This window comes from Sporichthyaceae bacterium (genome assembly GCA_036269075.1).
Classification (GTDB): Bacteria; Actinomycetota; Actinomycetes; order Sporichthyales; family Sporichthyaceae; genus DASQPJ01.
Map to the genome: position 1 here is coordinate 42,939 of DATASX010000026.1, position 17,459 is coordinate 60,397.

Sequence of the window (17,459 nt, forward strand, 5' to 3'; positions counted from 1 at the left end):
ATGCCGACCACTACTCCGATCCCCAGCGATATCGTGAACTGCGCTGCGGTGGTCCTCGTCATTTCCTTGTCCTGCTCATCGGGGCGCGGGTCACGGCCGGATGACGACGCGGCCCGGCGTGTGGTCGGCGACAGCCTGGTAGGCGAGTTGGCTCTGGGCCAGTTCGAAATGCAGGGCCACCGGGAGCGGACGGAACTCGCCGGTCTCGAACCGAGTGGCCAGCAACGAGAGGCGAGCGGCCGAGGCGGTCACATCCAGCTTTCCGCTGTCCGCGCCGAGGATCCGAAGCTCCCGGTGGTAGAGGTCCACGAGGTCGATCTCGACGATCCGGGTACCCACCGCGCTGATCACGACCAGCCTGCCCCGTTGGGCCAAGGAGTCCAGGGCGGACGCGGTGGTCACCCCACCCACCGCGTCGTAGACGACCTCCGCGCCGGCGCCGCCGGTCAGTGCTCTGATCTCCGCCGCGGTGTCGGGCGACCCGACCTCGAAACGGACGAACTCATCGATGGCCGCCGCTGCCGGAGTTGCGGGCGCGGGCGACACCACGTCGACCCCGATGACCCGCGCGCCCAGCGAGCGGGCGATCTGCGCCACCGCGCCACCCACCCCACCGGAGACCCCGAACACCGCGATGGTCTCGCCTTTGGCCAGCTCAGCGGTCTCGACCGCACCGACCCAACCGACCACGAAGTTCACCCCCACCGTCGAGGCCTCGTCGAAACTCAGCGACTCCGGCTTACGGGCCAGCGCACTGACCGGCACCCGCAGCAACTGTGCGTGCGAGCCGTCCAACGTGAACCCGATGTCCCCGCCGGTACCCCAGACCTCCGCCCCGACCCACTCCGGCGGACCGGCCACGACCACCCCGGCGAAATCCCGCCCCGGCACGCGGGGCAGCACGGTCCAATCCATCGCCCCGGCCACATTCTTCACATCCGAGGGATTGACCGAGGCGGCCTTCACGGCGATCACCGCGAAACCCTTGTCCGCCACCGGATCGGGCACCTCCGCGACCTCGAGCACATCGAGACCACCGAAGTGGTCGAAACGCAATGCACGCACCGGATACCTCCGTTGTCCTGGGTTGGTTCTGCTCCCACCGATGCCGACCGCGCAGGTCGACCCGTCGAACGAATGGGCATCAAGCCCGCACGCCACTCGGTGCCCATCGCGGCCGACCCGCGCTCTGCCGCACGACCTGCGAACTCGCGCCGACGTGGCTCGGGACTATGCGGACCTTGATGTGCTTGGTGAGCGGTTGCTCGCTCTGGGAGCTGAAGTCGCCGATCGGGCACAGGGCGTTCAGTTCCGGCATGTACCCGGCCACGTTCCCGGCCGGGATGTCGTAGGCGATCGCCCGGTAGGCGTAGACGTGCCGCGTCGACCCGTCTTTCGCATAGCTGGTGACGTCCACCAGGCCGAAGTCGGGCACGCCACGCTCGGCCATGTCGCGGTGGTTCATGAAAACCAGCGTGCGCAGGTTTCTGACGCCGCGATAGCGGTCGTCGTTGGAGTAGATGGTGGTGTTCCACTGATCGTGCGAGCGCATCGTGCCGAGCATCAGCACGCCCTCCGCGAGCTCGTCGTCATGCAGCGCCGCGGTGGAGAACTCGGCCTTGCCCGATTCGGTGAGAAAGATCAGCTCGCGGGCCGGCTGCTTTATCCGGAAGCCGAAGCGGGTGTGCACACGCCGGTTGAAGTCCTCGAAGCCGTCCAGGACCTCGGCCATCTTGTCGCGGATGTTGTCGTAGTTCTCGACGTAGCGCTCCCAGGGCGTCGAGGTGGCCGGCAGGCTGGCCAGGGCCATCCCGGCGATGATGGCGGGTTCCGAACACAGCCGCGGCGAGGCGGGCCGCTTCATGCCTCGCGACAGGTGGACCATGCTCATCGAGTCCTCGACGCTGACCGCCTGGACTCCGGACCGCTGCTCGTCCTTCTCGGAGCGGCCCAGGCACGGCAGGATCAGCGCCGCCTTGCCGTGGACGAGGTGGCTCCGGTTGAGTTTGGTGCTCACCTGGACCGTCAGATCGCATTTCCGCATGGCTTGGAAGGTGTAGGCGGTGTCCGGCGCGGCCAGGACGAAGTTGCCGCCCATCGAGATGAACACCTTGACCGCACCGCGCTGCATCGCCTCGATCGTGGCGACGGTGCCGAGGCCCTCCTCGCGGGGCGGGTCGATCCCGCACGCCTCGGCGAGCCGGTCCAGGAAGGCGGCCTTGGGGCGGTGGTCGATGCCGCAGGTCCGGTTGCCCTGGACGTTGCTGTGCCCCCGGATCGGGCACGGACCGGCGCCCTCCCGGCCGATGTTTCCCCGCAGCAGCAACAGGTTCACGATTTCGCGGACGGTGTCGACACCGTGTTCCTGCTGCGTGATGCCCAGACACCAGCTGATGATCGTGCGGCTCGACCGGGCGTAGACCTCCGCCACCCGGCGTATGACCGCCTCGTTGACGCCGGCCAGGCGTTCGAGTTCGGACCAGGGGGTGTCGCTGCACAACTTCTGGTACGCCTCGAAGCCTTGGGTGTGCCGCGCGATGAACTCGTGATCAACGGCCTTGGCCTCGGTCCGGGCAGCTTCGAGGGTCGCCTTGGCGATACCGCGGAACAGGGCCATGTCCCCGGCGATCCGTGGCTGCACGTTCATCGTCCCCGTGCTGGTCGGGTGGAAGCGCGCCATCGCGAGGATCTCGTGCGGCACGATCGTCTCGCGGGACGCGGCCTCGATCAGCGGGTTGATGTGCACTATCTCCGCGCCGCGCCGGAATGCCTCCGCCAGGGAGGTCAGCATGCGCGGCGCGTTGGATGCCGCGTTCGTGCCGACCACGAAGATCGCCTCGGCGTGCGCCCAGTCGACCAGGTCGACCGTCCCCTTGCCGCTGCCGATGGCCGCGGTCAAGGCTCTGCCACTGGCCTCGTGGCACATGTTTGAGCAGTCCGGCAGGTTGTTCGTGCCGAACTCCCGGGCCCAGAGCTGATAGAGGAACGTCGCCTCGTTGGACAGCCGCCCGGACGTGTAGAACGCCGCCTGATCTGGGCTGCCAAGGCTTTTCAGGGTCGCGCCGACGAGTTCGAAGGCCTGGGCCCACGAGACCGGGACGTACTTGTCGGTCGCGGCGTCGTAGCGCATCGGCTCGGTGAGCCGGCCCTCGTCCTCGAGCGAGAAGTCGTCCCAGGCGGTCAGCTCAGTCACCGTGTGCGCCTCGAAAAAGGCGCGATCCACCCGCTTCGGCGTCATCTCCCACGTCACGTGCTTGATGCCGTTCTCGCAGATGTCCAGGTGCAGGCCGTTGGTCGCGTCGGGCCACGCGCAGCCCGGACAGTCGAAGCCGCGGTTCTCGTGGTTCATCGTCAGCAGAGAGCGCGGACCCTCGACGACCTCGTGGGTCCGGGCCAGAACCTTTGCCACGCTGCGTGCCGCGCCCCAGCCCGCCGTCGGGTGGCGGTAATCCTTCTGGGCGAACCCGGCCGTCGAGGCCGGTCCGCGCCCGCTGGCGGCCTCGGTCGGTGATCCGCCCAGCATGCTGCTCTCACCCGGCGGAACGGGGGTTTCGTCGTGCGCGGATCGGGTCATCGGTTCTCTCCTGACAAGAGGGACGGCGCAGCGATTCAGACTCGCGGGTGCGCTGCGTCCCTGTCTTCGTGGGTAACGGCCGTCCACGCCCTCCGGCAGCCGCCATCCGCCATGCCTGCCAGCGGGTATTCCTCGGCTCCGCCGGGCTCACGACGGGCTGAGGCCCTGCCGGCGAAGTGCCGTCGCGGCCGGGGCGATGACCGCCTCGGTCGCGACGGAAACGCTTGGTTCAGCAGTCGTCGTAAGGGTTGTAGTAGCCCCGGTAGTAGTGGTACTCGCAATCTCCGTAGTAGCCGTCGTCACCGTCGTGGCCCCGATAGCCGTCGCCCCGATAGCCGTCGCCATCGTGGTAGCCGTCGTCACCGTGGTAGCCGTCGTCACCGTAGAGGTACTTGGCGCTGTCGCTGTCGTCGCCGCCTTGGTCCCTGTCGCCGCCGTGCCCGTGGCCGGCGTGTCCGCCGCCGGGGCCGGGAGCGGACGGGTCGGACGCCACGGTGCGGGTCAGGGCCCTGGACGCCGGCACGTCCGCTGCGCCGGCAGCTGCGGTGCCGCCTAGGAGGAGTCCTGTGGCGAGCATGCACACCACCGTCGTTCCTGCGGCCTTGGCTAGAACTGAATTTCTGCGCATCTGCATTCCTTCTCTGTTGCCGGGCCGGTCGGCTCGGTGGGTTGGGGGAGTTCTGGCTCGACCGCCAGGGCGTGGGCCACGACCTCGGCCTCGTCGTAGGTGCCGACTGTCTCGGGTCTGGCCTCGACACTGGCGACCAGACGCTGCAGTTCGCTGTTGATCGGTGCCCGGGCCCCGGCGCGGCGGGCGATCATGACGATTTCCCCGTTGAGGTAGTCGGTCTCGGTGCTCCGGCCCCGTTCGATGCTCTGCCAGGTCGAGCTGCCCGCCCGTTCCAGGCCGTCGATCTGACGCGGTGTCACCAGGGCGGACCACGCCGAACTGTGCCGGTAGGCGATTCCCGCGCGATCCAGGCACGCGCGGCCCTCGTCCTGGGCCGCCGTCGTCAACGGCCCGTTCCGTGACCGCGGGCCGCAGACCACCTCGACGGCGTTGCCCAGATTCCTCAGCAGCTTGCCGTACTTGGCCGCCATCACGTCGGGCACGACGTGACTCTCGAACCCGGCCGTGCCCAGGTCGGCCGCCAGCTTCGCCAACTGCTCGTCCGAACCGCCGCAGTACCGGCCGTGTTCCAGGACTCCCGGGACCGGCGAGGAGTATGCCTCGAACTCACCGGGGCGCAGATGGGCGTTGGGCGCCATCACGGCGGTGGCGTAGACGTTGTCGAAGAACCGTGCGGCGGTGCGCTCGTTGTCGACCCCGTTCTGCAGACAAACCACCGGGCAGCCCGCGCCGATCGCCTGGGCCAGCTCGCGAGCCAGCCCGAAAGTGTCCTGCGACTTGACCGCCAACAGTGCCACCGCGTCCGGAGCCGGTCCCAGCTCCTGCGGGGAGGTCACGGTCGGCACCGTCACCACCACGTCCTCGGTAGGCGTGCGCAGTCGCAACCCGTGGGCTCGGATTCGCTCCTCGTTCGCACCACGCGCCAGCAGGATTACCTGCAGGCCTGCCATGGCCAGCCTCGCGGCCACGACCCCGCCGATCGCACCGGCACCGCAAACCACGTACATGGGCTCAACCTCCGGTCATCGGTTCTCTTCTGACAAAGGACGACGCTGCGATTCAGACTCACGGTGCGCGGCGTCCCTGTCTGCGCGGGTAACGGCCGTCAACGCCCTCCGGCAGCCGCCATCCGCCATGGCTGCTGGCGGGTATGCCGCGGCTGCGGCATGGCCGCAGCCCCGCGGGGCGCGTCGAATCCCGAACCAGTGCCCGGGAGTTACGCGCCGGGACCGGGTGCCGTCCGTCCGTCCTCGGCCGGTACCGGAAGTTCGAAGTACGCGGTGGTGCCACCACCGGCCGGGCTGAGCAGGGAGAAGGTGCCGCCGAGGGCCTCGATGCGGTCCTTGAGCCCGACCAGCCCCGAACCCCGCTGCGGGTCGGCGCCGCCGACACCGTCGTCCCGCACGCGGATCCGCAGTGTGCCGCCGGAGGCTTCCGCGTCGACCTGGACCACCGAGGCGCGGGCGTGCTTGGCCGCGTTCGTCAGCATCTCCGAGACGGCGTAGTAGGCGCCCACCTCGAGCGCCTCCGGGAGGCGGCCGGCTATCTGCAGTGCGATGTCCACCGGTATCGCCGAGCGCCGGCCGAGGGCACGCAGGGCCGAGGCCAATCCGGCGCTGGACAGGATCGCCGGGTGGATGCCACGGGAGATCTCCTGCAATTCGTCCAGCACGCCTGCGAGCGCGGTGGCCACCTCGGTGATCTCCGCACGGAGGTCGACGCCCTCGTGCGGTGCCGCCGCCACGGAGCGCAGCCGCAGCGCCAACGCCAGAAGGTGTTGTTGGGCGCCGTCGTGCAGGTCCCGCTCGATCCGACGACGGGCCTCGTCCGCGGCTGCCACGATCCGGGTCCGCGAGGCGGCCAGCTGGGCGCGGCTCTCGGCGTTCCCGACCGCGGTGGCGACGAGCTCGGTGAAGTCCGCCATCCGCTCGGCGGTGTCGGACGGGAACGGTCCTTGCCTCGACAAGGCATTGGCCACACCCCACAGCCGGCCTTCGACGGTGATCGGGCTGGCCACCATCGACCGGATTCCCAGCTCGCGCAGGCGCTGTGCCATCGGGTCCGAAGCGCCGCTCCACTCATCCTCGTCGACCTGTGCGCAGCGGCCGGTCTGCCACACCCGGGCCGGGGCCGTGTAGTCATGGAGGTGCACGGCCGTGCCGGCCGGTAAGTTGAGCGGCACGTCCCCGACGCCGCCGAGAGGCACGGCGGAGGCACCATCGGGCTCGAAGCGGGCTATGCCGGCGCTGTCGGCGCCGAGGAGGCCGCGCACCTCCTCGCTGACGGCCAGGAAGATCTCGGCCGGATGGGTCTCCCGGGCGACGAGGGTGGCTATGCGCCGCAGCGCGGCCTGCTCCTGCAGGAGACCGGCGAGTTCGTCGCGGCCGGCCTCCAGCGAGTACCAGTTCTGCGCATTGGCGACCGCGGTGGCGACGAGGTCGGTGAACTGGGCCAGCCGCACCTCGGCGTCCGGCGGGATCGGCCCGTCCCCGGAGCTGACGGCTATCGCTCCCCACAGCTTGCCGTTGACGTGGATCGGCACGGCTACGGCCGCCCGCACCCCCTCCCGCAGATTGCTCTCCCCTCCCGGGATGTCGCGGTAGTCCTCGACGCGGGCAGGCAGGCCGGTACGTAGGACCGTCGCGGTCACGCCGTCCGGCGGATGGCCCTCCCACGGTTCCCCGGCGCGCCAGCGCGGACCCGGCGAGCCTTCGTTGGCGAGCAGGGTCGCGGTTCCGTCCGGCTCGTACCGGATCATCCAGGCGGTGCCGCCACCGAAATGCCGTAGAGCCTCGCCGGTTGCGGCCCCGAACATCGCCTCGGGTTTCTCTCCCCGTGCCACCAGCGTGGCCAGGCGTCGCAGTGCCGCCTGGGTGTCGCCCAGTTCGCGCAATTCCTGTTCGGCCTGCGCATTGGCGATCGCGATCGCGGCGAGCTCCACGAAATCCGCCATGCGCGACTCTGTGCCTGCCGGGAAGTTCTCCCGCGAGGTCGCGGCCACCGTGACGCCCCACTGGCAACCCCCGACCACGATGGGTGCGGCGACGGCGGCCCGTAGACCGAGCTTGCCGACGATGGGCCCGAACGGGCCGTTCGCGAGTCCCGCGCCGTTGATTCGGGCCGGCAGCCCGGTCCGCAGGGCCACTGCGGCGGTCATCTCCGGCGCAAGCCTCATCCGGAAGCCCACCGGTACTTCTCGATTCACCCGGCCGTACGAGCCGAGGACGGTGATATGCGCCTCGGGCTCGCCATGCTCTGCGGGGGTCCCGGCTGCGGGCGGGTCGCCCACGCCGGCGCCGGACGGGTCGACACTGGCGACGAACGTGACCTCGGCGCCGATCAGACGGCCCAGCTCGTCCGCGACGGCGGTGAAGACCTCGGCCGGACGTGCGCCGCCGGCCACCAGGGTGGCCACGCGCCGCAGCGCGGCCTGCTCCCCGGCGAGCCGCGTGAGCTCGCCGATCAGGATCACGACCGCGCCTCCGGCGAGCCCGAACCCGATCAGCGAGAGTGGGTTCGGCCGGAGGTCAGCGTCCTGCCGGAACGGGGGACCGAAGAAGACTTCGCGGGCCAGCGCGGCCAGCACCACGCAGGCGACCGCCGGCCGGCTGCCACCGATCATCGCCACGGCTATGGCCACCAGCAGCATGAAGAACAGGTAGCCGCCCCGCAGCAGCAGCCAATGCAACGGCAGCGCGCCGAGCGTCACCAAAGCCGGGCCGGCGCCGGCGAGAACCCACGCGGCGACCCGCCGGGTCGGTGAAACCTGCCGCAACCACGCGCCGCGCAGGCCGGCCAGCACACTCACGTCCTTGAGTTAAGTGGTTCGACCCCGTCGGCGTCGAGCGCGGGCCGCGTCACCTCGGCGTCCGCCGAATTCCACGCGACCGCCGGCGCCACCGGGTATTCCCGCCAACCGGTAGCGACAACGGGCGCTGACGGCGACGACAACGTCCCGCTGCAACGGGAGGCTTTCCCGTGACGAGGGAGAGCGACATGAGGCAACCGACAGCCCCGGCGCCTCCCGCTGCGGGCGATCCCCGCGAGCGGGGGGACGCGGGCGTAGAACCTAACGTCAGTTTCGAGCGGGACGTAATGCCACTGCTGGATCAGCTGTACGGTGCGGCGCTGCGGTTCACCGGCGATCGGGCGGCGGCCGGAGAGTTGGTCCTGGAGACCTATACGAGGGCCTACAACGCGTTCGGATCCTTCGAGTCCGGCACCCGCCTGCGCGTCTGGCTGTACCGGATCCTGGTCGACGGCCACCTCGAGCGCTGCCAACGAGGGGGGCGCCGGGCCGGGCGGCAATGCACGGGGGACGTGACCGGGCGGCAGCTCGTGCGGGCAGGTGGGCAAAACTGGACCGGGTTGGCTTCCGCCGAGGTGCAGGCCCTGCTGCGGCTGCCGGGCGGCGCCGTCAAGGCGGCGCTGGAGGAACTGCCGGAGGAGCTCCGGATGGCCGTGTACCTGGCCGACGTCGAGGGTTTCGCGTACGCGGAGATCGCCTACATCGTGGGCACGTCGCCCGGCACCGTGATCGCTCGCCTGCACCGCGGCCGGCGCCGGTTGCGAGAGCTTCTCCGCCGAGCCGCCGGTGACCTGGCGTGACGAGCAGGCATGCCCGGCGTCGCGACGCGGTCGGTCTGGCCGAGGCGCTGATCGACGCGGCGTTCGAGCGTGGGTCCGTCAAGATCCGCGCGCTGGTCGACCGGGCGCTGCAGAAGGCTGTCCGTGCCGTGCCCGCAGGCCTGCCCGAACTCATCGCCGCTCGGTTCGAGTACCTGGACCCCGAGCCGGAGTAACCCTCGAGCCACATGTGCTGCGTCCGGGCGATGAATCGACGGTCCGACACGCACAGCCCGCCTCGGTTGCAGCTGGCGGGTACCCGGAAATGCCTGTCAGCCGCGGACGGAAGGGGTGCTGGCCACGGCGAGGAAACCTGCCCGCGTCGCGAAGCTGGCGAGGCGGGAGCGTGCGGGTCGCACCGGCGAGCCCAGCCAGGACATCGAAGTGACCCCGCATCAGACAATCACAGGAGGCAGGGATCGTGGCAGGCAATCGAGCAGTGGTGTACATGGGGCCGGGAAAGGTCTCCGTCGAGTCGATCGACTATCCGGAGCTGGTGCTGCGGCCCGGCCCCGGGGTGCCCCGGATCAACGAGAACCGGTCGTGCCCACACGGCGTGATCCTCAAGGTGGTCGCGACCAACATCTGCGGCAGCGACCAGCACATGGTCCGCGGCCGCACGACTGCGCCGGAAGGTCTCGTGCTCGGGCACGAGATCACCGGGGAGATCGTGGAGGTAGGGCGCGACGTCGAGTACCGCAAGGTCGGCGATCTGGTGTCGGTGCCGTTCAACGTCGCCTGCGGACGGTGCCGTAACTGCATCGAGGGCCGTACCGACGTCTGCCTGCACGTCAACGACCACCCCGGCGGGGCCTACGGCTACGTGGACATGGGCGGCTGGCCGGGCGGGCAGGCCGAGTACGTGATGGTCCCCTACGCGGACTGGAACACCTTGCGTTACGACGACAAGGACCAGGCGATGGAGAAGATCCTCGACCTGACCATGATCACCGACATCTTCCCGACCGGCTACCACGGCTGTGTCCAGGCCGGGGTCGGCACCGGGTCGACTGTCTACATCGCCGGGGGCGGACCCGTCGGGCTGGCTGCCGCGACCGCGGCGCTGCTCCTCGGGGCGGCCACTGTGATCGTCGGTGACCCGAACGAGGGCCGCCGCGCGCTGGCCCGCAGCTTCGGCTGCGAGACCGTCGATCCGCTGGCCGGGTCGCTGCCCGAACAGATCGAGCAGATCCTGCGGGTCCCCGAGGTCGACGCCGCGGTGGACTGTGTGGGCTTCGAGGCGAAGGGGCACCACGACGGCACCGAGGAGAACGCGGCCGTGCTGAACCAGGCCATGGAGGTCACCCGGGCCGCCGGCGGGATCGGCATCCCGGGCCTCTACGTGACCGAGGACCCGGGCGCGAAGGACGAGGCGGCCCGGCACGGTTCGGTGTCCCTGCGCTTCGGGATCGGCTGGGCCAAGTCGCTGAGCTTCGCCACCGGCCAGACCCCGACCATGCGATACAACCGGGTGCTGCGGGAGGCAATCCTGAGCGACCGGGCGCACATCGCGCGCAACGTCAACGCGACGGTGCTCCCGCTCGAGGAGGCACCGCTGGGCTACGAGGAGTTCGACCGGGCAGACGCGAAGAAGTTCGTGCTCGACCCGCACGGTCTGCTCGCCAGCGCGTAGGCGATCGCGAGGAACCCGGCGGGCCCGCCCTGGACACAGACAGGGTGGGCCCGTCGGGCTGAGCTGATGGAGCGTCAGACGCGAAGCGGCCGGCCCTGCTGGTCAGGGGATGCCGGGACTTGCCCGGCGCCGGTGGGAGAGGAACAGCATCCCGGCGAGCGTCGCGATTGCCCACACCGCGAGCACGGCGAGCGGGCGCACCTGCTGGGCGGAATGGAAGTAGACGGTGTTCCGCAGCGCCGCGACGGTGGCACCGGAGGGCAGCCACTGGGAGAGGAGCGCCAACAGGCCGGGGAGCAGCGGCGGCGCCACGGCCCCTCCGGACGAGGTGGTGCCGAGCACCATGAACAGCAGGTAGGTCGGCACGATCGCCCAGGGCCCGATCAGCACGGCCATCGTTGAGGTGAATGCGGCCACCGTGATCACCTGCAGCGCGAGGATCCCCCAGCTCTCCAGGACAGGCAGGGGGAGACGGTGCAGCAACGGTCCCGCGAGCAGCGCGAGCGCAAGCGACGCCACCAGGGCGAACGCCAGCAGGAATGCGGTCCAGCCCACCAGCGGGAGGCCGGGGGCGTTCGTGCGGACCTGGAACACGGTCAGGAAGCCGAGGATCGTCGCGGCGATGACGAGATAGAAGACGTCGAGCCCCACCGGGTCGGACGGCGGGAGCGGGTGGGTGTCGATGACGCGGATCCGCGGGTCCCCATCGGCGGCGCTGGAGAGCACGCGCGCAACGGAGGCACCGGACGCCCCGGCCACGTACAGGTCCGGGGTCGGCGACCTGGCGTCGAGAACGGCGTAGACCTGTTGGCGTGCCATGGCGCCGAGTGCGGACTCGAGGGACGGGTAAGTGCGGAAGTCGACGCCGCCGCCGGTCACCTGCTCAATCCGGGTGACGGCCTCGATCCGCACGCGGGCGTCTCCGACGGTCGCGGCGGAGATCCGGTGGGGCACGGGATCGCCGAGCGCGAGCATGTACGCGGCCATGAAGAGCGAGCCGATCGCGATCGCCAGCGCGGAGACGATCGCAGCGCGGATGTGCGCGGGCCGACGCGGCCGGGCCGGGACGGGGGACCCGGCCAGCGGTCCGGCCACGTCGACGGCGCTCATCCGGCTCTTGCGTTGGAGACGGTCACCTCGGACGTGGCGGTCCGGCCGAGCACCTCGAACAGGGCGGCGATGTCGCGTCGCCCGTAGCCGAGCGCCGCGGCCCAGGAGAGCAGGTCCGCCGTGGTGGTGGCGCCGGGCAGTGGGACCGCGAGTTCGCGGCCGGCCGTCAGCGCGAGGCCGAGGTCCTTGGCCAGCAAGGAGACGTCGAACCACGCCTCGTCGGGGAGGTCGAGGACCAACGGCGCCCGGGCCCGCATCATCGGGGAGCCGATGGCGCTGTCCGTCATCACCTCCACGGCGAGCTTGCGGTCGATCCCGCCGCGCTCGGCCAGCAGCAGGCCCTCGCTGAAGGCGAGCATCTGCGCGCCCAGGTTGAGGTTGACGGCCAGCTTGAGCAGCAGTCCCTGGCCGTTCGGGCCGATGTGGGTGACCGTCCGGCCGAGCACGCGCAGCAGCGGCTCCGCGGTACGGAAGGTCGCCTCCTCGCCGCCGACCATGATCACGAGGGTTCCGTCCTCGGCCGCGGGGACGCTGCCGGAGACCGGCGCGTCGAGCATCTGGGCGCCGATCGCCCGCACCCGGCCGGCGACCTGGCGGCTGGTGCTGGGGGCGATCGTGCTCATGTCGATGTAGACGTCTCCCCGACCGAGGCCGGCCAGGATCCCGTCCGGTCCGGAGGTGATCGCCTCGACGGCGGCGTCGTCGCTGACCGAGCTGAGAGTCATGTCCGCCGCGGCGGCGACCTCGCGAGGCGTCGCGCACCAGACCAGGCCGCCGGAGACGAGCGTCGCGGCTTTGTCCTGCGTGCGGGAGGTTCCGTACACCTGGTGGCCGGCCTCGAGCAGACGGCCCGCCATGCGGCTGCCCATCGCGCCCAGCCCGACGAATCCGACGGTTGTCATCAGGGTCTCCTTCAGGTCTCGTCGTGCAGCAGGTTGGCTTCGCCGTCGCTGAGCTCGAGCCCGGCCGCGGCGAGGATGGGATCGACCTGGTCCGGGCGCCGGAAGCCGACGATCGCGCCGTCGACCGCCGGGTTGCGCAGGGTCCACGCGACGGCAACCGCACCCGGCGTGGTGCCGTGGCGGTCGGCGACGGCCCGCAGCCGGTCGACCAGGGCGAGGGTCCGGCTCAGCCGCGGCTCCTGGAAGCGCTCGTCGTGCCTGCGCCAGTCGTCGTCCGGCAGCTCCTGGATCCGCTTGCGGGTCATCGATCCGGTGAGGATGCCCGAGCCCATCGGGGAGTAGACGATCACGCCGATCCCCTCGCGCTCGGCGGTCGGCAGGAGCTCCTGCTCGGCCTCACGCTCGACCAGTGAGTACTGCGGTTGGAGGGTCTCCACCGGGGCGATCGAGGAGATGCGGCGCAGCTGCTCGGCGTCGAAGTTGGAGACGCCGATGTGGCGCACCAGGCCCTGTTCCTTCAGCTCGGCCAGCGCCGACCAGCCCTCCTCGATGTCGGCCGGGGGGATCGGCCAGTGGATCTGGTACAGGTCGATGGCGTCGATGCCGAGCCGGTCGAGGCTGGCTTCGGCCTCGCGCAGTATCGAGTCGCGCCGCAGGCTGTGCACCACCCGTCGGTCGGGGCCCTCGAGCAGTGACGCCTTCGTGAACACGTACGGCCGCTGCGCCAGCCCCTCGAGCGCGCGACCGACGACGCGCTCGGAGTGCCCGAACCCGTATGCGGCGGCGGTGTCGATCCAGTTGATGCCCTGTTCGAGTGCGTGGTGGATCGTGGCGATCGACTGCTCGTCCTCCTGCGGTCCCCAGCCGAATTCCCAGCCGCCGCCGCCGATGGCCCAGGCGCCGAGTCCGACGCGGGTGATCTCGAGGCCCGTGGCCCCCAGCTGGGTCGTCCGGAGCTGTGTGTGCTGCATTCCTGCTCTCCCTCGTGTTAGTTCGGTTGGATACGCATCCCGGCGCCCCCCTCCGGCGTCGGGCCCGTACTGACGCAGCGTCAGAATCGATCTCGCGAGTCCGCCGATGCGCTCAGGTAGAGCCTGCGCGGACGCCCTTCTCCACCCGGTCGCCCAGGTCGTGGTCCACGTTGCGCCAGTAATCGAAAGCGCGCTCCAGAACGGGCTCGGTGACCCCGGCGAGGAGGTGGCCGACGATGTTGTCGACCAGCCGCGCACGTTGTGCGTCGTCGAACACCTCGCGGACCAATGTCCCGGCCTGTCCCCAGTCGTCGTCCGCGGCGCGGAGGGTGTACGCGGCGCGCACCATGTCCCCGTCGGTGTACCAGCCCGCGGGCTCGCCGTAGCGGGCGGTGTCGGCCTGCGGGCCGCCCTTGGAGTTCGGTGCGTACACGGGGTCGGAGACGTTGTGGTAGCGCATCGCGCCGTCCTTGCTGTAGCTGTGCACTGCGGACTTCGGCGCGTTCACCGGCAGCTGGTTGTAGTTGACGCCGATGCGGGCGCGGTGGGCGTCCGGGTAGGAGAACATCCGGCCCAGCAGCATCTTGTCCGGGCTCGGGCCGATGCCCGGCACCATGTTGCTTGGTTCGAAGGCCGCCTGCTCGATCTCGGTGTGGTTGTCGGTCGGGTTGCGGTCCAGGGTCATCCGACCGATTTCGGTGAGCGGGTAGTCGCCGTGCGGCCAGACCTTGGTCAGGTCGAAGGGGTTGTACCGGTAGGTCTTGGCGTCCTCGAACGGCATGATCTGCACCTTGAGCGTCCACTCCGGGTGGTCGCCGCGCTGGATCGCGTTGAACAGGTCCCGGGTGTGGAAGTCCCCGTCCGAGCCGGCCAGCGCGTCGGCCTCGGCCTGGGTGAGGAACTCGACGCCCTGGTGGCTGATGAAGTGGTACTTGACCCAGAACCGCTCGCCTGCGGCGTTGATCCACATGTACGTGTGGCTGGAGTACCCGTTCATGTGACGCCACGTCAGGGGGATCCCGCGGTCGCCCATCAAGTAGGTGACCTGGTGCGCGGACTCCGGTGAGAGCGTCCAGAAGTCCCACTGCATGTCGTGGTCGCGCAGGTTGTTGTCGGCGCGGCGCTTCTGCGAGCGGATGAAGTGCTGGAACTTCAGCGGGTCGCGGATGAAGAAGACCGGGGTGTTGTTGCCGACCATGTCGTAGTTGCCCTCGGACGTGTAGAACTTGAGCGCGAACCCGCGCGGGTCGCGCCACGTGTCGGGGGAGCCGCGCTCCCCGGCCACCGTGGAGAACCTGGCCAACAGGTCGGTCGCGGTGCCAGGCTGGAACACTGCGGCTTTGGTCCAGGCGCTGACGTCGTTGGTCACCTCGAACCGGCCGAAGGCCCCACTGCCCTTGGCATGCGGCTGGCGCTCCGGCGTGCGCTCCCGGTTCCACTGCGCCATCTGCTCGATCAGGTAATGGTCCTGCAGGAGTATCGGGCCGTCGGGCCCAACGGTGAGCGAATGGTCGTCACTCTCGACCGGAATGCCGGCGTCCGTCGTGGTCGGCGGCGTGGGCTGTGTCGGGGTCATGGCGGATCCCTCCGTGGTCTGCGATACCGAGGTCAGCTGCGTCCACCGTCCTCTTCGGGGACCGGGCACGTCTTCGCGGCTGGCGCCCAGCCCCGTTACCGGCCAGCGGGAATCTGCTCTGTCCAGCCCGTGGGGGCCGTAGATGGGCGTTGGCCCTGACGACGTGTCCGCGCAGAAATACGACGCTCAAAGCTCCCGGGCAATGACCCGGGGGTTACCTAGAAGGAGACACACAATGACCAGCACGCTGGAAGATATCGACACACCGCACAGCCTTGCCCCGGAATGGATGCGCGCTCGGCCCGCAGTCCGCGCGTCGGCTGGGCGAAAGTACGCCGCCGAGCTGATTGGGACGTTCTTCCTCGTCTTCACGGCCGGCATCTCCGTGATCACTCACAACGCGCTCGCACCGTTGGGCATCGGCGCAGTGCTGGTGGCCATGATCTACGCCGGTGGGCACATCTCCGGCGGCCACTACAACCCGGCCGTCACCATGGCGGTGCTGGTGCGGGGCCGGATCGGGGCGCTCGACGCCGTTGCCTACTGGGTCGCACAGCTCGTGGGCGGACTGCTCGCCGCGGCGGCCGTCGCGGGCGAGGCCCGCCGCGCGCTGACCGCGGCCCCGTCCCTGTCCGGTCACGCGATGACTACCGCGGCAGTCGCGGAACTTCTGTTCACCTTCGCCCTGTGTTACGTGGTGCTCAACGTAGCCACGAGCAGGGACCACCCGGCCAACTCCTTCTACGGCGTGGCGGTCGGCTTCACGGTGGCCGCGGGGGTCATCGCGGTCGGCGGCGTCTCCGGCGGCGTGTTCAACCCGGCCATCACCCTCGCCACCACGGTGTTGGGCCTGTTCACGTGGTCGACGTTGTGGGTGTACGTCGTGGTGCAACTCGTCGCCGGCGCCGCCGCCGGGTCTGTCTTCCTGGCCCTCAACCCCGAGGACAAGTGACCCTCCCTCAGAAGACCGCGACGAGGACCTCCGCGCACTGCCGTCAGGCGGTACGGGAGGTCCTCGGCCGTCAGCCCTGGCGTTCGAGAAGATCGAGGATCGCCCTGGCGGACAATGCCGACTTGGGCACGAACCCCAGAGCAGGGCTCCCTGCGATCAGGTCCCTATAATCCTGCTCCGCATGGGTCGAGATCAGGATCACCCTCAGTGCCCCCGGGGTGCCCTGCCGGTGCAGTTGCCTGGCGATCTCGAAGCCACTCTCGGCGCCCAACTCGATGTCCACCAGGGCGATGTCGGGCCGCAGTTCCTCGACCCGCTTCAGTGCCTGCGCACCGGTCGAGGCCACGCCGACGACGCAGATGCCCTCGATCTCCAGAAGTTCGCGCGCGGCATCCAGGAACCGGGAACTGTCGTCGACGATGAGGCAGCGGAGCATGGTTTCAGGATCGCAGCACCGACGGGGCCGTGCATGCCCGCTAGCAGGAATTCTCACGTTCCGGACAAGGCGTGGGCCCAACCGAATTCCACGTGATCCCCGGCACCGTCGCTCCCCCAGATGTCCGCGTAGCCCAGCGCTGGTTGATAATGCGCGCCATGACTACGGAGCCGACGTCGCTCGGCGGCAGACGAGCCGAGCAGCACCACCAGGTCACGACCGCTCGGCGGGTGATCCTGGCCGACGACGACGTCCTGCTCAGGGAGGGATTGGCCAGTCTGCTCGAGCGCTCGGGGTTCGACGTGGTCGGGCAGGCCGGCGATGGAGAGCAGCTCCTGACCTTGGCCCGCGCCCAAGCGCCCGACCTTGTCGTGGCCGACATCCGGATGCCTCCGACTCATACGGTCGAAGGACTTGAGGCAGCGCGGGTGATCCGGGAGGAACTTCCCGATACGTCGTTGCTCGTCCTGTCGGCGCACGTCGAGGTCGAGCAGGCGATGGAACTGCTGGCCGGCGGCAGGGGAATCGGCTATCTGCTCAAGAGTCGCGTGGTTGACGTGGACGACTTCATCGACACCCTCGAGCGGGTCGCGAACGGCGGTTCGGTCGTGGACCCGGCCCTGGTGCAGGAGTTGGTGGCCGCGCGTCGTCGTGACGATCCGCTCGCGGTGCTGAGCGCGCGTGAGGCGGAGGTCTTGGGGCTGATGGCGGAAGGCCGCTCCAACGCGGGCATTGCTCGTCAGCTGTGGATCACGGAGGGAACCGTCGAGAAGCACGTTCGCAGCGTCCTCGCCAAGCTCAGCCTGCCCGAGACCGACAACGACCACCGCCGTGTCCTGGCGGTGCTCACGTTCCTCGAGTCCCGCTGACCGCAAGCCGACCGCGATCGGGCACCCGCTCCGGGCGCGAGTAAAGATTGAATCCGCCGCCCCGCACGAAACCGGCAAGGGTGAGGCCGGCCTCCTCGGCCAGGTCGGCGGCGAGGCTGGACGGTGCCGACACCGCGGACAGGACCGGGATGCCGGCGACCGCGGCCTTCTGAACCAGC

Annotated in this window: 16 protein-coding genes; 5 read left to right on the forward strand and 11 right to left on the reverse strand. The window is 69.9% G+C overall.

What is annotated here, in order from left to right:
* Window positions 1-90 precede the first annotated feature (90 nt).
* The 5 genes from VHU88_05250 to VHU88_05270 form a co-directional block, all read right to left on the reverse strand.
* Window positions 91-1,065 (reverse strand): zinc-binding alcohol dehydrogenase family protein, encoded by a 975-nt coding sequence (locus VHU88_05250; GenBank protein ID HEX3611073.1) that lies wholly within the window; start codon window positions 1,063-1,065, stop codon window positions 91-93.
* 79 nt (window positions 1,066-1,144) lie between these two features.
* Window positions 1,145-3,574, reverse strand: coding sequence for an FdhF/YdeP family oxidoreductase (locus VHU88_05255; GenBank protein HEX3611074.1), 2,430 nt, complete (start codon window positions 3,572-3,574; stop codon window positions 1,145-1,147).
* A gap of 229 nt (window positions 3,575-3,803) precedes the next feature.
* On the reverse strand, window positions 3,804-4,097 hold the full coding sequence (locus VHU88_05260) for a hypothetical protein (protein HEX3611075.1): 294 nt from the start codon (window positions 4,095-4,097) through the stop codon (window positions 3,804-3,806).
* An 83-nt stretch (window positions 4,098-4,180) separates the two neighbouring features.
* A complete protein-coding gene (locus VHU88_05265; protein ID HEX3611076.1) occupies window positions 4,181-5,212 on the reverse strand; it encodes a 2-dehydropantoate 2-reductase in 1,032 nt (343 codons plus the stop codon).
* A gap of 209 nt (window positions 5,213-5,421) precedes the next feature.
* A complete protein-coding gene (locus VHU88_05270; protein ID HEX3611077.1) occupies window positions 5,422-8,013 on the reverse strand; it encodes a GAF domain-containing protein in 2,592 nt (863 codons plus the stop codon).
* Between the two features lie 287 nt (window positions 8,014-8,300).
* Here VHU88_05270 and VHU88_05275 point away from each other — a divergent pair, with 287 nt between their 5' ends.
* The 3 genes from VHU88_05275 (at window position 8,301) to fdhA (ending at window position 10,464) form a co-directional block, all read left to right on the forward strand.
* Window positions 8,301-8,813, forward strand: coding sequence for a sigma-70 family RNA polymerase sigma factor (locus VHU88_05275; protein ID HEX3611078.1), 513 nt, complete (start codon window positions 8,301-8,303; stop codon window positions 8,811-8,813).
* Window positions 8,810-9,007, forward strand: coding sequence for a hypothetical protein (locus tag VHU88_05280; protein ID HEX3611079.1), 198 nt, complete (start codon window positions 8,810-8,812; stop codon window positions 9,005-9,007). The genes VHU88_05275 and VHU88_05280 overlap by 4 nt, the downstream gene beginning before the upstream one ends.
* A gap of 245 nt (window positions 9,008-9,252) precedes the next feature.
* Window positions 9,253-10,464: a formaldehyde dehydrogenase, glutathione-independent gene (gene fdhA / locus VHU88_05285; protein HEX3611080.1), complete on the forward strand. Its 1,212-nt coding sequence runs from the start codon at window positions 9,253-9,255 to the stop codon at window positions 10,462-10,464.
* Between the two features lie 102 nt (window positions 10,465-10,566).
* Here the strand turns inward: fdhA and VHU88_05290 are convergent, their stop codons facing one another.
* From VHU88_05290 to VHU88_05305, 4 genes are all read right to left on the reverse strand, one after another.
* Window positions 10,567-11,574 carry a hypothetical protein gene (locus VHU88_05290; protein HEX3611081.1) on the reverse strand — a complete coding sequence of 336 codons (1,008 nt, stop codon included), beginning with the start codon at window positions 11,572-11,574 and terminating at the stop codon, window positions 10,567-10,569.
* Window positions 11,571-12,476, reverse strand: a complete 906-nt coding sequence (locus tag VHU88_05295; protein HEX3611082.1) for an NAD(P)-dependent oxidoreductase — start codon at window positions 12,474-12,476, stop codon at window positions 11,571-11,573. The genes VHU88_05290 and VHU88_05295 overlap by 4 nt, the downstream gene beginning before the upstream one ends.
* An 11-nt stretch (window positions 12,477-12,487) precedes the next feature.
* Complete coding sequence (locus VHU88_05300) at window positions 12,488-13,447, reverse strand: aldo/keto reductase (protein HEX3611083.1); 960 nt, start codon at window positions 13,445-13,447, stop codon at window positions 12,488-12,490.
* A gap of 112 nt (window positions 13,448-13,559) precedes the next feature.
* Complete coding sequence (locus VHU88_05305; GenBank protein ID HEX3611084.1) at window positions 13,560-15,023, reverse strand: catalase; 1,464 nt, start codon at window positions 15,021-15,023, stop codon at window positions 13,560-13,562.
* Window positions 15,024-15,258: 235 nt separating this feature from the next.
* On the opposite strand from VHU88_05305, the gene VHU88_05310 reads away from it, so the two are divergent.
* Window positions 15,259-15,975: an aquaporin gene (locus tag VHU88_05310; protein HEX3611085.1), complete on the forward strand. Its 717-nt coding sequence runs from the start codon at window positions 15,259-15,261 to the stop codon at window positions 15,973-15,975.
* Between the two features lie 70 nt (window positions 15,976-16,045).
* On the opposite strand, the gene VHU88_05315 is transcribed toward VHU88_05310, so the two are convergent.
* Window positions 16,046-16,411: a response regulator transcription factor gene (locus VHU88_05315; GenBank protein HEX3611086.1), complete on the reverse strand. Its 366-nt coding sequence runs from the start codon at window positions 16,409-16,411 to the stop codon at window positions 16,046-16,048.
* 230 nt (window positions 16,412-16,641) lie between these two features.
* On the opposite strand from VHU88_05315, the gene VHU88_05320 reads away from it, so the two are divergent.
* Complete coding sequence (locus tag VHU88_05320) at window positions 16,642-17,280, forward strand: response regulator transcription factor (protein HEX3611087.1); 639 nt, start codon at window positions 16,642-16,644, stop codon at window positions 17,278-17,280.
* Here VHU88_05320 and VHU88_05325 read toward each other — a convergent pair.
* A partial coding sequence (locus VHU88_05325; protein ID HEX3611088.1) for a formate dehydrogenase accessory sulfurtransferase FdhD occupies window positions 17,258-17,459 on the reverse strand: 202 nt, incomplete at its 5' end. The two genes, VHU88_05320 and VHU88_05325, sit on opposite strands and share 23 nt — an antisense overlap.

What these genes read in the sequence shown, in the direction of transcription:
- VHU88_05315 (HEX3611086.1), bottom strand. Translation starts at nt 16,411, where the DNA reads ATGCTCCGCTGCCTCATCGTCGACGACAGTTCCCGGTTCCTGGATGCC.
- VHU88_05255 (HEX3611074.1), bottom strand. Translation starts at nt 3,574, where the DNA reads ATGACCCGATCCGCGCACGACGAAACCCCCGTTCCGCCGGGTGAGAGC.
- VHU88_05310 (HEX3611085.1), top strand. Translation starts at nt 15,259, where the DNA reads ATGACCAGCACGCTGGAAGATATCGACACACCGCACAGCCTTGCCCCG.
- VHU88_05305 (HEX3611084.1), bottom strand. Translation starts at nt 15,023, where the DNA reads ATGACCCCGACACAGCCCACGCCGCCGACCACGACGGACGCCGGCATT.
- VHU88_05290 (HEX3611081.1), bottom strand. Translation starts at nt 11,574, where the DNA reads ATGAGCGCCGTCGACGTGGCCGGACCGCTGGCCGGGTCCCCCGTCCCG.
- VHU88_05275 (HEX3611078.1), top strand. Translation starts at nt 8,301, where the DNA reads ATGCCACTGCTGGATCAGCTGTACGGTGCGGCGCTGCGGTTCACCGGC.
- VHU88_05300 (HEX3611083.1), bottom strand. Translation starts at nt 13,447, where the DNA reads ATGCAGCACACACAGCTCCGGACGACCCAGCTGGGGGCCACGGGCCTC.
- VHU88_05295 (HEX3611082.1), bottom strand. Translation starts at nt 12,476, where the DNA reads ATGACAACCGTCGGATTCGTCGGGCTGGGCGCGATGGGCAGCCGCATG.
- VHU88_05265 (HEX3611076.1), bottom strand. Translation starts at nt 5,212, where the DNA reads ATGTACGTGGTTTGCGGTGCCGGTGCGATCGGCGGGGTCGTGGCCGCG.